The organism is Streptomyces sp. NPDC021749, assembly GCF_040640655.1.
In the GTDB taxonomy this organism is placed as follows: Bacteria; Actinomycetota; Actinomycetes; order Streptomycetales; family Streptomycetaceae; genus Streptomyces.
This window is the reverse complement of record NZ_JBFACE010000052.1, coordinates 15706-28232: the sequence shown is the minus strand read 5'-3', so window position 1 is coordinate 28232 and position 12527 is coordinate 15706. Positions and strand designations below refer to the sequence as shown.

The following is a 12527-nucleotide window of genomic DNA, read 5'->3' as shown; positions in this document are numbered from 1 at the left end:
TGCCGCCGGTCCCCGCGGGGCCGCGCCAGCCCGCCCGACCTCCCCCACCGGGGGGAGGTGGCACCCGGTCGCGCGCTGGCACGATGGCGGCGTGACCGCCTCGCTCACCCCCGTCGTCCGCCGCCTCGGCCGGCCCGTCACCTACACCCGCTGGCTGCACCTGCTCATGGCCACGGTCGCCGGGATGCTGACCGGTTTTCTGTACCCGCGGACGTTCCGGACGGGCGCCTGGGAGCCCTGGCTGTGGATGGCGGTGCTGCCGGCCCCCCTGCTCCTCGTGGCAGCCCTGGTGCCGGTGGCCCGACGGTTCGAGGGGCTGCAGGCCCAGCTGCTGCTGACGCCGGGCCCGCACGGCCCCGAGCAGCGGGCCGCGTCCGGCATCGCCACCACCCCGTCGGCCTGCTGGCGTGATCGTCTCCGTACCGCCGGCTGGCTGCTGCTGCGGCTGGAGACGGGCATCGCCGTGAGCGCCCTGACTGTCCAACTTCCCACGCTGGCATTCGTGTTCACCATGGCAGCGGCCGGCCGGCCCAGCCATCTGAAGGGCCTGCCGGCCATCGAGGCGCCCCACTGGTGGTACGGCCTGCTCGTGCCGGTCCCCCTCGTGCTGCTCCTGGCCGTCGCCCTCGGGGCGGGGGCGCTGATGGCCCGCGCCGCGCGGCTGTTGCTGGGCCCCTCGGCGGCCGAACGGCTGGCCACGCTGGAGGCCCGTACGGAGCGGCTGCTGGCGCACAACCGGCTGGCCCAGGAGCTGCACGACTCGATCGGGCACGCGCTGACCGTGACCGTGGTGCAGGCGGGGGCCGCCCGCGCCGCCGGTACGGCGGAGTTCACCGACCGGGCGCTGGCCGCCATCGAGAAGACCGGTCGGCAGGCGCTCGGCGAACTGGAGCGGGCGCTGCGGCTGCTGCGTGAGGACGCGCCGCGCCCGGCCGGCCGGCCCCTGCTCACCCAGGCCGACCGGCTGCTGGAGTCCGCCCGTGCCGCCGGCTCCACGGTCAGCGCCGAGCTCAGCGGCCCGCTGGCGGAACTGCCCGGTCCGGTCTCCCGGGAGGGGTACCGCATGGTGCAGGAGGCCCTGACGAACGTGCTGCGGCACGCCGGCCCGGTGCCGGTGTCCGTACGCATCGCGGCCGGCGGCGGCGTACTGGAACTGGACGTCCGCAACCCGTTATCGGCCGCCCCCTCGGGCCCCGGCACCGGCGGCCGCGGTCTGCGCGGCATCCGCGAACGCGCCGCGCTGCTCGGCGGCGAGGCCCGCACCGGCCCGGCGGACGGCACCTGGCAAGTGAGCGTCCGCCTGCCGCTGCCCACGTGACCCGCGGCCGCCAACTAGGCTGTTCCCGTGCCGATATCCGTACTCCTGGTCGACGACGAGCCGCTGGTGCGCGCCGGGCTGCGCGCCATTCTGGAGGCGCAGCCTGATATCGAGGTGACGGGGGAGGCGGCCGACGGGGCCGCCGTGGTCCCGCTGGTGCGGCGACTGCGGCCGGACGTGGTCGCCATGGACGTGCGGATGCCGCTGCTGGACGGGATCGAGACCACCCGCGCGGTGCTCCGGACGATTGCCGACCCGCCGCGGATCCTCGTCGTCACCACCTTCGAGGCGGACGAGTACGTCTACGAGGCGCTGCGGGCGGGCGCGGACGGTTTTCTGCTCAAGCGGTCCCGGCCGGCCGAGATCGTGCACGCGGTGCGGCTGGTCGCGGAGGGCTCCTCGCTGCTGTTCCCGGCGTCGCTGCGGGCCATCGCCGCGGACCGCCGCAGCGACCGGGCGCGGGCGGAGTTCGAGCGGGCCGCGCTGACCGGCCGGGAGCGGGAGGTGCTGCGGCTGATGTGCCGCGGGCTGTCGAACTCGGAGATCGCCGCGGAGCTGGTGGTGGGGGCCGAGACGGTCAAGACGCACGTCAGCGCGGTGCTGGCCAAGCTGGGCGCCCGGGACCGCACCCAGGCCGTGATCGCCGCCTACGAGTCCGGGTTCGTGACGCCGGGGACGGTCGGGTAGCGGGCCGGGAAGCTGCCGCGGCCCCTGGGCAGGGCTCGCCGCACACCGTCTGACCGGCTACGATCCGCCACACACGGCGAAGCGAGGGAGACGGACGTTGGGGCGGCTCACCGGCGGGGACCCCTCGCTGCTGCGGCGGATCAACTCCGCGGTGGTGCTGGACGCGCTGCGCGCCGCGGACTCCGCCACGCTCACCCATCTCGTCCAGGTGACGGGCCTGTCGCGGCCCACCGTCGAGGGCGTGGTCGAGGGGCTCATCGACGGCGGACTGGTCGTCGAGGTGCCCGCCGAGGAGGGCGAGGCGCGCCGCCAGGGCCGCCCGGCCCGCCGCTTCCGGTTCCGTACCGAGGCCGGTCATCTGCTGGGCATCGAGATCGGGCCGCACCGCATCGTGGCGCTGCTGTCGGATCTGAGCGGCCGGGTGCTGGACACCGCGCAACGCACCGTCGAGGCGGGCGCACCGGCCGACGACCGGCTGGACCGGGTCCGGACCGTGGTGGCCGATCTGCTGCGGCGCACCGGCGTGCCGCGCCGCAGCCTGCGGGCCGTCGGCGTGGCCAGCCCGGGCATCGTGGAGGCGGACGGCACGGTGCGGCTGGGCACCGCGCTGCCCGGCTGGACGGGTCTGCCGCTGGGTGACCGGCTGCGGCGGTCGTTCCGCTGTCCGGTGCTGGTCGAGAACGACGCCAACGCCGCGGCGGTGGCCGAGCACTGGCAGGGCGCGGCGGCCGGCTCGGACGACCTCGTCTTCGTGCTGGCGGGGCTGAGCCCGGGTGCCGGTTCGCTGATCGGCGGGCGGCTGCACCGCGGGTTCGGCGGAGCGGCCGGGGAGATCGGCGCGCTGCATCTGCTCGGGCGGGAGGCGGCCCCGGAGGCGCTGCTGTCGACGACCGGGAAGCCGCTGCACCCGCTGGACGAGGAGCAGGTCGCGGCGGTGTTCGCGGCGGCCGGGCGGGGCGATGCGCGGGCCCGGGACGCGGTGGACCGGTTCGTCCGGCGGCTGGTGCACGACGTGGCGGCGCTGGTGCTGGCGCTGGATCCGGAGCTGGTGGTGATCGGCGGCTGGGCGACCGGGCTGGCCGGTGCGCTGGAGCCGCTGCGCGACGAGTTGGCGCGCTACTGTCTGCGTCCGCCGCGGGTCGTGCTGTCCCAGCTGGGCGAGGCGGCGGTGGCGACCGGCGCGCTGCGGCTGGCGCTGGACCACGTCGAGGGGGAACTCTTCGCGGTGCAGGGGACGGTGACGGCCCGTCGGTGAGCCGTCACCCGTCGCCGTGCCGCCGGGTCAGCCGGCCAGCAGGGCCACCGCGTCGCGCTCGCCGAAGGCCAGCCGGCAGGTGTCGGCACGGTACGTCGACACCGCGACCGCGGTCGGGCGCCCCTGGGAGACGTAGCGGGTCGTGACGACCAGCACGGGCGCGCCCGGGAGCCGGTCGAGCTGCTTGGCGTCCTCGGCCCGGGCGGAACCCAGCTCCACCGTGCGGTCCTGGCCCTCCAGTTGCCGCTCCTGGAGTGCGCGCAGCACGGCACGGGCCCGGCCGGGGGCGCTGAGCGCGGCCTCCGCGTCGTATCCGGGGACCGCGGCCGCAGGCACGTAGAGCAGCTCGGCGGCGACCGGGCGGCCGTCGGTGACCCGGCTGCGGCGCACGACGTGCACCGGCTCGCCGGGGGCGGTCTCCAGCAGCCGCGCCACCTCGGCTGGGACGGTGTCGCTCTCGGCGGCGTCGACCGGCTGCCAGTCGTCGCCGGGGGTGCCGGGCCAGGTGTGCCGGACGGGGTCGACGGCGACGTCAGCGCGCGGTGGGGCGACGGTGGTGCCGACGCCGCGGCGGCGCTGGAGTCTGCCCTCCAGTTCCAGTTGTTCGAGCGCCTGCCGGAGCGTGGCCCGGGCGACCCCGAACCGGGCCGCCAGCTCACGCTCGTTGGGCAGAACCTCACCGACCGCGAACTCCGAGTCCAGCGCCTCGCTGAGCACGGTCTTGAGGTGCCAGTACTTCGGTTCCGGCACCGTGTCGAGTTGCGTGGTCCCCACCCTGTCCTCCGCACTGGCGGCTGCCCGCGGGGCAGCGCCCCCATGGGATCCGGGCCCGCGCCCGGGCCTTACGAAGGCCCGCCCGCGCACCCTTTATGAGCGCTTCTTTATTAAAGGTTGTTGCAGTATCCCGACGATATGGCCGCCCCCACCCTTGGTCAAGACCAATCCCGTCACCGATCGGCACGGCACCGCGCGCCGGGCACGCCCCCTGGACCGCCGGATCCGCGGCCGCGGCTCAACCGGCGGCCAGCGCCCCGAGCTTGTCCGGGTTGCGCACGAGGTAGACGGTCCGGATCCGGCCGTCCTGGATGCCGAGCTGGACCACGGTGTCCGGTACGCCGTCCAGGTGCAGCAGCACCGCGATCCTGCCGTTGAGGTCGCACAGCCGGAAATCCAGGCCGGCCGGCTGGGACTTGGCGACGCCGAGGAGGAAACGGGCGACCTTGTCGGCGGACTCGATGATCCGCAGCGGCGCCTTGGCCTTGCCGCCGCTGTCGCCGACCAGCCGGGCGTCCGCCGCCAGCAGGCTCAGCAGCCCCTCCAGGTCGTCACCGGCCGCCGCGGCCAGGAACCGCTCGGTCAGATCGCGCTGCCGCTCCGGATCGACCTCGTAGCGCGGGCTGCCCTCCTCGACGTGGCGCCGGGCCCGGCCCGCCAGTTGGCGCACCGCCGCCTCGCTGCGGTCGAGGGCCGTGGCGATCTCCGCGTAGGGGTAGCCGAACGCCTCACGCAGCACGAACACCGCGCGCTCCAGAGGGGAGAGCGATTCCATGACGACGAGCACCGCGAGGGTGACGGTCTCGGCGAACACCGCCCGCTCCGCGCCGTCCGGCGGGCTCCCGGCCGCGTCCGTCGCCAGCGGTTCGGGCAGCCAGGGCCCCACGTACGACTCGCGCCGCGACTGGACCTGGCGCAGCCGGTCGATGGCCAGCCGGGTGGTGATCCGTACGAGGAAGGCGCGCGGTTCGCGGACCTCCGCGCGGTCCGCGCCGGCCCAGCGCAGCCAGGCGTCCTGCACCACGTCCTCGGCGTCGGCCACCCGGCCGAGCATCCGGTAGGCCACCCCGAACAGGACGGGCCGGTGTTCTTCGAAGACATCGGTCACGGTATCGCTTCGCACCCGTCCATCCCACCGGGCGGTCCGGCCGTTGTCCAGCGGAAACGGCGCGGTGCGAGGCACACCACTGCCCCTGCGGGCCGGCCCCGGCCGCACCCCCGCGCCCAGCCCGACGCCCGCGCCCACCAGCAGGCTGCCGCCCAGTTGGGCCGGGCCGTATCCGCCGGTTCCGGCGAGTGGTGCGGTGAGCGCGGCGAAGACCGGTATCAGGCCGGAGAAGAGGGTGGCGCGTTCGGCGCCGATCCGCTGGATGCCGGCGTACCAGCAGACGAAGCCGACGACGGTGACGACGACGGCCTGCCAGCCGAGGGCGGCCGCCTCGACCGCGTCCGGCATCCGCAACCAGTGGGCGCCCCCGGTGACCGTGCCGACGACGGTGGCCTCCACCGCGGCGAGCGCGCTGACCACCGCCGACAGCAGCCGGGGGCCGAGCGACGGCAGGACGGGCACCGCCAGTACGGCGAAGCCCACCTCTCCGCACAGTGCGGCCAGCGACCAGACCAGCCCCATGGCGTCGGTGCGTCCCCACCCCTGGACGACCCAGGCGCCGGCGGCCACCAGGAGAGCGCCGCGCACCACCGCCGGGCTCGGCCGGCGCCCCGCCAGAGCGGGCACCAACAAGGCGACGACCACCGGGGCGCAGCCGACGAACACCCCTGGCACGGCCGGTTCCGCGGTGCGTTCGGCCGCCAGGATCGCGAGGTTGAAGCCGAGCATGCCGAGGGCGGCGAGCAGGGCCAGGCGTCCCCACTGGCGGCGGGTGAGGGCGCGCAGCGGCGGGCCGGCCCGGCGGCCGACGAGGGCGAGCAGGATCAGGGCGGCGAGGCCGTAGCGCAGGGCCTGGCCGCCCGCCCACGGGTAGTCGCCCAGCAGGCTGTTGGCGGTGAAGGAGCCGCCCACGAAGGCGGCGGAGAGCGCGCCGTGCAGCGGAGTCCGGTTCATGGGACGGACGCTAGGGAGAGCGGCGGACCGACTTAAGGTCCACTTCAGGGGCTGTGTAAGGGACCACTTGGCGTGGCGGAACGGGGGGCGTGCGATGCCGGACGACAACGGACGTGCCGGCGGCGGGAGTGGGACCGCCGCCTGGGAGTTGCTGCTGCCGACGGCCGACGCGCCGCGGCGCCGGCGCGTCGGCCGCGCCCTCCAGGAGGCACTGCGCGAGGCGGTCCGCTCCGGGCGCCTGGCGGCCGGCACCCGGCTGCCGTCGGGCCGGGAGCTGGCCGCGGATCTCGGGGTCTCCCGCGGTCTGGTGACCGAGGCGTACGAGCAGCTGACCGCCGAGGGCTATCTGCACAGCCGGCGCGGCGCGGGCACCTGGGTCGGCGGTGCGGTGCGCGGCGCCGGGCCGCCCAAACCTACCGCGGCGCCCGCCTCCGGCGCCCCGCTCGTCGACTTCACACCCGGCACCCCGGACCTCTCGCTGTTCCCCCGGGCCGCCTGGTCGGCCGCCCACCGCCGGGCGCTGCACCGGCTGCCGCACCGCGCCCTCGGCTACCCGGATCCGCGCGGTCTGCCCGAACTGCGGCGGGAGCTGGCCCGGTTGCTGACCCGGCGGCGCGGTGTGGCCGCCGATCCGGAGCGGCTGGTGGTGTGCTCGGGCGTGGCGCAGGCGATGACGCTGCTGGGCCTCACGCTGCGCGCGGCCGGGCACCGGGCGGTGGCCGTGGAGGACCCGGGCAGCCCCGAGCACGCCCGGTTGTTCGCCGCCGCCGGGCTGGCGTCCGTACCGGTGCCGCTGGACGGCGAGGGCCCGGTCATGGCGGCGCTGACGGCTTCCGGGGCGCGGGCCGCGGTGCTGACGCCGTCCCACCAGTTCCCCTCCGGGACGGCCGTGTCGGCGGCCCGCCGGGCGGAGCTGCTGCGCTGGGCGCGGGCGGCCGGCGGGCTGCTCGTCGAGGACGACTACGACGGCGGCTTCCGCTACGACCGGGCGCCGGTCGGCGCGTTGCAGGGCCTGGACCCGGGCCGGGTGGCGTACACCGGCTCGGTGAGCAAGTCGCTGGCGCCGGGGCTGCGGCTGGGCTGGCTGGTGGTGCCCGAGTGGCTGGCCGACGACGTCGGCCGGGCCGCCGGGCCGCCGGCCCCGCGTTCCGTTGCGGGCCGCGGGATCCGGTTCGCCACCGAGCTGGACCATGCGCTGTGCCGGTCTGGCGGCGTGCTGCTGTTCTTGGGCGGCGCGTACGGGATCCGTCATCGTCGCGGCGGTGTCCTGGCGGTCGGACCCCGGCCTTGCGACCATGGCCCCGGCCCGGGCGTGCTCGCGGGTCGGTGCCTCGTGCCTCACCCGTGAACCACCCGGCGTTCAACGGGTGTTCGACTGCGGGGCACCGAACAGCGATACGAACGGGACGTCAGTGGGTCGGTCGAGCAGGGAGGTTGGAGATGGCGCAGGGATCCGGCGGTGGCTGGGGGCGGCGGGCGGTGCTGCGGGGCGCGGCGGCGGGTTCCGCGGCGCTGGCGCTGCCCGCGGTCGCCGGGGCCGCGCCGGCGCTGGCCCGCGGCGGGCGGCCGAGCGCCGACTGGGGCGCACAGGTCGGCGATGTGACCACCTCCTCGGGCCTGGTGTGGGTACGCTCCGACCGGCCGGCCCGGATGGTGGTGCAGACCGCGGCGACCGAGTCGTTCCGCAACGCCCGGACGTGGCGCGGACCGGTCCTCGGTGCGGGCACGGACTTCACCGGCGTCACCCCGCTGCACGGTCTGCCGGCCGGCGAGCAGGTCCACTACCGGGTGCTGCTGGCCGATCCGGACGATCCGCGGCGCACCGGCGAGCCGGTCACCGGCACCTTCCGCACCGCTCCCGAGGGGCGCCGCGCCGGCGTGCGGTTCCTCTGGTCGGGTGATCTGGCCGGGCAGGGCTGGGGCATCAATCCGGACCGCGGCGGCTACCGCATCTACGAGGACATGCGGCGCCGGAACCCGGACTTCTTCCTGTGCAGCGGCGACAACATCTACGCCGACAACCCGATCACCGAGCGGGTGACGCTGCCGGACGGCCGGATCTGGCGGAACGTGACGACCGAGGAGAAGGCGAAGGTCGCCGAGACGCTTGCGGAGTTCCGCGGCGCGTTCCGCTACAACCTGCTGGACGACAACCTGCGCCGGTTCAACGCCCAGGTGCCGACGATCACGCAGTGGGACGACCACGAGGTGCACAACAACTGGTACCCGGGGCAACTGCTGGACGACGACCGGTACACGGAGAAGCGCACGGACGTGCTCTCCGCGCGGTCGCTGCGGGCCTTCGCCGAGTACTTCCCGATCCGTACGCTGCGGCCGGACGGCACCGGCCGGGTCTACCGGGTGGTGCACCACGGCCCGCTGCTGGACGTCTTCGTGCTGGACATGCGGCGCTACCGCAACGCCAATTCGCCGGACCGGCAGACCGACGACCCGCAGGGCATCCTCGGGGCGGAGCAGCTGCGCTGGCTCAAGCGCGAGCTGTCCCGCTCGCGTGCGGTGTGGAAGGTGATCGCCTCGGACATGCCGCTGGGGCTGGTCGTCCCGGACGGCAAGGCGAACTTCGAGGCGGTGGCGCAGGGCGATCCGGGTGTTCCGCTGGGGCGGGAGCTGCAGCTGGCGGAGCTGCTGCGGCACATCAAGCACGCCCGGGTGACCGGCACGGTGTGGATCACCACGGACGTGCACTACACCTCGGCGCAGCACTACGCGCCGGAGCGGGCCGCGTTCCAGGATTTCGCACCGTTCTGGGAGTTCGTGTCGGGCCCGCTGAACGCGGGCGGTTTCCAGGCCCTGAAGCTGGATGGAACGTTCGGGCCGGAGCAGGCGTTCCTCAAGGCGCCGGACCGTGCGAACGTCTCCCCGGCGGAGAGCCCGCAGTACTTCGGCGAGATCGACATCGACGGGGGAAGCGGGGAGCTGACGGTGCGGTTGCGTCAGGAGGGCGGGGACGTGTTGTTCAGCAAGGTGCTCCAACCCGGACGGGTAGGACAGTAGGGACCAATGCCCCGATTGCGTCTTTTACCCGTCGGACACAATGTGTTGGCGACGAGGCAACACCTGTCGGCGAGGCTGTGTGCATGACTGAAGCAACCTCTGCCACATCCTCCCGCCGGCACCACTGGCGGCGGGAGCTCGTCGAGCTGGCCGCCCTGTTCACCGCCGTCGCGGTGGCCGACGCGGTCGCCAACACCGTCGCGCACGGCCCGTCCGGCCCCGGGCTGCTGTGCGCCGCGGCGGTGGCCCTGCTCGCCACGGCGGGCTTCCACGTCTGGTGGTCACGGCGCCACGACCACGCCTCGCCGCCGACCGATACCGGCGCCGCGGCGCCGTCCCCCGCCGGAGGGTCCCCCCGGGCCGCCGGCCAGGAGACGACGCTGTGGCGGATGCGGACCACGGTCCGCGACGAGCCGGGCAGTCTGGCCGCGCTGTGCACGGCACTGGCCGCCCGGCAGGTGGACATCCTCAGCCTGCAGACCCACCCGCTGTCCGCGGGCACCGTCGACGAGTTCCTGCTGCGGGCGCCGGCGGCGCTGACGCCCGCGGAGCTCACCCGCACGGTGGCCGGCGCCGGCGGCACCCACGGCTGGCTGGAGCGGGCCGACGCCCACGACCTCGTCGACGCGCCCACCCGGATGCTCGGCCTGGCCACCCGTACGGCCCTGGACTCCGCCGAACTCCCGCTGGTGCTGCGGCAGTTGCTGGGGCGCTGCACGATCCACTCGGTGCCCGCCCGCTCGCTGACCGGTCAGCCGCTCGCCGAGCAGGTGCCGGCGGAGGGCGTGCTGGAGGAGCATGTGATGAAGTTCCGCGACCCCTCCGGGGGTTCGCTCACGATCGAAAGGCCGCAGTTGCCGTTCACCCCCACCGAGTTCGCCCGGGTGCGGGCACTGGTCGAGCTGGACGCCCGGCTGGGCCAGCGGGTGCCGCCGCGCCGGGACGTACTGACCCTGCCCGAGGGCAACGAGATCACCGTCCGCCGGGCCGGCACCTCCGACCTGGCCGCGGCCCGGGAGATGCACGACCGCTGCTCGACGCGGACCCTCGCGCTGCGCTACCACGGCCCGGTCGGGGACGCGGACCGCTACCTCGGCCATCTGCTCAGCCCGCGCTTCGGCCGCACCCTGGCGGTGGAGACGGCGTCCGGCCGGCTGGTGGCGCTCGGCCATCTGCTCTGGGACGGCGAGGAGACCGAGGTCGCCCTGCTGGTCGAGGACGCCTGGCAGCAGCGCGGCATCGGCTCCGAGCTGCTGCGCCGGCTGGTGGCGATGGCGGCCGAGGCCGGCTGCGAGAGCGTGTACGCGATCACCCAGGCCTCCAACACCGGCATGGTCGCGGCGATGCGCGGCCTCGGCCTGCCGCTGGACTACCAGATCGAGGAGGGCACGCTGGTGATCACCGCGCGCCCGGCCGGCCTGCCCGCCCGGCGGGAGTCCCGTGAGGCCGTGCGCCTCCAGGACCCGACCGGCCGCCACTGAAGACGGGGCCACGGCCCGCGGACCGGCCGGGTGGCGCATGCCGCCCGGCCGGCCGCTCGCCGGGGGCCGGCGAAGGCAATGACGCCGTAAAGTGACAGGAACGTACGGGCTGTTGATGGTGACGCGGCGGGGCGATCCGTACGAGGATGGTCCGCATGTCCCACACCACTACTTCCGCCGGCGGTCCACTGCCCCGCCAGGTCGCCGACGCCTATGTCGACGCGCTCGTCGAGCTGGACCCCATCACCGGCACCTACCTCGGCGTTCCCGAGAGCTCCTCGAAGCTCCCCGACTTCTCACCGACGGGCCTGGAAGCGGTGGCCCAGCTCGCCCGCACGACGCTGGAGAAGCTCACCGAGGCGGAGGCCCGGCCGGGTGCGGAGCACCCCTCCGAGCAGGTCTGCGCGCGGCTGCTGCGCGAGCGGCTGACCGCCGAGCTGGCGGTGCACGAGGCCGGCGAGGGCCTGCGGTCGGTCAGCAACCTCAGCTCACCGCTGCACCACGTCCGCGAGGCGTTCACGCTCACCCCCGCCGAGACCGAGGAGGACTGGGCGGCGATCGCCCAGCGGCTGCGGGCGGTGCCGGCCGCCCTGGAGGGCTACCGTGCCGCACTGGACGCCGGCCGCAAGCGCGACCTGCCCGCCGGCCCGCTGCAGGTCGCCACGGTCATCGGCCAGTTGGGCGAATGGATCGGCACCGACCGCAGCTGGTTCGCCGCCTTCACCGACCCGGGCCCCGAGACGCTGCGCGCCGAGCTGACCGAGGCCGCCGAGGTGGCCACCGGCGCGCTGGTGGAGCTGCGCGACTGGTTCCGCGACGTCTACGCCCCGGCCATCGCGGGCGCACCGGACGTGGTCGGCCGGGAACGCTACACCCGGCTCGCCCGCTACTACATCGGCGCCGACCTGGACGCGGACGAGGCGTACGCGTACGGCTGGTCGGAGTTCCACCGGCTGCTGGCCGAGATGGAGACCGAGGCGGAGCGGGTGCTGCCCGGCGCGAAGACCCCGTGGGAGGCGCTGGCCTGGTGCGATGAGCACGGCGAGGCGGTCGAGGGGGTCGAGGAGACCCGGCAGTGGCTGCAGTCGCTGATGGACGAGGCCATCGACGCCCTGGACGGCACGCACTTCGAACTCGCCGAGCGGGTGCGCCGGGTGGAGTCCCGGATCGCCCCGCCCGGCAGCGCCGCCGCCCCGTACTACACCCAGCCGTCGCTGGACTTCTCCCGCCCCGGCCGCACCTGGCTCCCGACCATGGGCGAGAGCCGCTTCCCGGCGTACGACCTGGTCTCGACGTGGTACCACGAGGGCGTGCCCGGCCATCACCTCCAGCTGGCGCAGTGGGTGCACGTCGCCGATTCGCTCTCCCGCTACCAGACGACGGTGGGCATCGTCAGCGCCAACGCCGAGGGCTGGGCGCTGTACGCCGAACGCCTCATGGACGAGCTGGGCTTCCTGACGACGCCGGAGCGCCGGCTGGGCTATCTGGACGCGCAGATGATGCGGGCCATCCGCGTCATCATCGACATCGGTATGCATCTGGAGCTGGAGATCCCCGCGGACTCGCCGTTCCACCCGGGCGAGCGCTGGACGCCGGAGCTGGCCCACGAGTTCCTGGCGAGCCACTGCAGCCGCCCGGCCGATTTCGTCGAGAGCGAGATCATCCGCTACCAGGGCATGGCCGGGCAGGCGATCGGCTACAAGCTCGGCGAACGCGTCTGGCTGCAGGGCCGTGAGGCCGCCCGCGCCCGCCACGGCGCCGACTTCGACCTCAAGGCCTGGCACATGGCCGCTCTCTCCCAGGGCTCCCTGGGCCTGGACGACCTGCTGAGCGAACTCTCGGCGCTCTGAGGGGAGTTCGCGGTACACCGGGGCCGGGTCCGGCAGGGAGGTGCCGGACCCGGTGCGGGACCGCCGGGCCCCGCCGCCCGGCTCT

At 75.0% G+C, this 12527-nt stretch carries 9 protein-coding genes and 1 pseudogene; 7 read left to right on the top strand and 3 right to left on the bottom strand.

Features of this window, described 5'->3' with window-relative positions; translation table 11 throughout:
* The first annotated feature begins 91 nt into the window (after positions 1–91).
* The 3 genes from AB0G35_RS33270 to AB0G35_RS33260 all read left to right on the top strand — a co-directional run bounded on the left by AB0G35_RS33270 (position 92) and on the right by AB0G35_RS33260 (position 3260).
* Positions 92–1318, top strand: a complete 1227-nt coding sequence (locus AB0G35_RS33270; RefSeq protein WP_360957277.1) for a histidine kinase — start codon at positions 92–94, stop codon at positions 1316–1318.
* A 27-nt stretch (positions 1319–1345) separates the two neighbouring features.
* Positions 1346–2005, top strand: a complete 660-nt coding sequence (locus AB0G35_RS33265; protein WP_360957274.1) for a response regulator transcription factor — start codon at positions 1346–1348, stop codon at positions 2003–2005.
* A 97-nt stretch (positions 2006–2102) separates the two neighbouring features.
* The gene (locus tag AB0G35_RS33260; RefSeq protein WP_360957271.1) at positions 2103–3260 is read left to right on the top strand and encodes an ROK family transcriptional regulator; all 1158 of its coding nucleotides are present in this window, start codon (positions 2103–2105) and stop codon (positions 3258–3260) included.
* Between the two features lie 27 nt (positions 3261–3287).
* Here AB0G35_RS33260 and AB0G35_RS33255 read toward each other — a convergent pair whose 3' ends face one another.
* The 3 genes and pseudogenes from AB0G35_RS33255 to AB0G35_RS33245 all read right to left on the bottom strand — a co-directional run.
* The gene (locus AB0G35_RS33255; RefSeq protein WP_360957268.1) at positions 3288–4034 is read right to left on the bottom strand and encodes a GntR family transcriptional regulator; all 747 of its coding nucleotides are present in this window, start codon (positions 4032–4034) and stop codon (positions 3288–3290) included.
* A gap of 238 nt (positions 4035–4272) precedes the next feature.
* The gene (locus AB0G35_RS33250; RefSeq protein ID WP_360957306.1) at positions 4273–5157 is read right to left on the bottom strand and encodes an RNA polymerase sigma-70 factor; all 885 of its coding nucleotides are present in this window, start codon (positions 5155–5157) and stop codon (positions 4273–4275) included.
* A 543-nt stretch (positions 5158–5700) separates the two neighbouring features.
* Positions 5701–6096, bottom strand: a pseudogene (locus AB0G35_RS33245) (EamA family transporter); the annotation flags it as partial.
* Between the two features lie 94 nt (positions 6097–6190).
* On the opposite strand from AB0G35_RS33245, the gene AB0G35_RS33240 reads away from it, so the two are divergent.
* The 4 genes from AB0G35_RS33240 (at position 6191) to AB0G35_RS33225 (ending at position 12442) form a co-directional block, all read left to right on the top strand.
* Positions 6191–7444 (top strand): PLP-dependent aminotransferase family protein, encoded by a 1254-nt coding sequence (locus tag AB0G35_RS33240; protein WP_360957265.1) that lies wholly within the window; start codon positions 6191–6193, stop codon positions 7442–7444.
* Positions 7445–7536: 92 nt separating this feature from the next.
* Positions 7537–9111, top strand: a complete 1575-nt coding sequence (locus AB0G35_RS33235) for an alkaline phosphatase D family protein (RefSeq protein WP_360957262.1) — start codon at positions 7537–7539, stop codon at positions 9109–9111.
* A gap of 83 nt (positions 9112–9194) precedes the next feature.
* Complete coding sequence (locus tag AB0G35_RS33230) at positions 9195–10592, top strand: GNAT family N-acetyltransferase (protein WP_360957259.1); 1398 nt, start codon at positions 9195–9197, stop codon at positions 10590–10592.
* A gap of 155 nt (positions 10593–10747) precedes the next feature.
* Positions 10748–12442 (top strand): DUF885 domain-containing protein, encoded by a 1695-nt coding sequence (locus tag AB0G35_RS33225; protein ID WP_360957256.1) that lies wholly within the window; start codon positions 10748–10750, stop codon positions 12440–12442.
* Positions 12443–12527: the final 85 nt, after the last annotated feature.

Excerpts from the sequence above, each read along its gene's own strand:
- AB0G35_RS33240 (WP_360957265.1), top strand. The coding sequence starts at position 6,191 with ATGCCGGACGACAACGGACGTGCCGGCGGCGGGAGTGGGACCGCCGCC.
- AB0G35_RS33235 (WP_360957262.1), top strand. The coding sequence starts at position 7,537 with ATGGCGCAGGGATCCGGCGGTGGCTGGGGGCGGCGGGCGGTGCTGCGG.
- AB0G35_RS33230 (WP_360957259.1), top strand. The coding sequence starts at position 9,195 with ATGACTGAAGCAACCTCTGCCACATCCTCCCGCCGGCACCACTGGCGG.
- AB0G35_RS33225 (WP_360957256.1), top strand. The coding sequence starts at position 10,748 with ATGTCCCACACCACTACTTCCGCCGGCGGTCCACTGCCCCGCCAGGTC.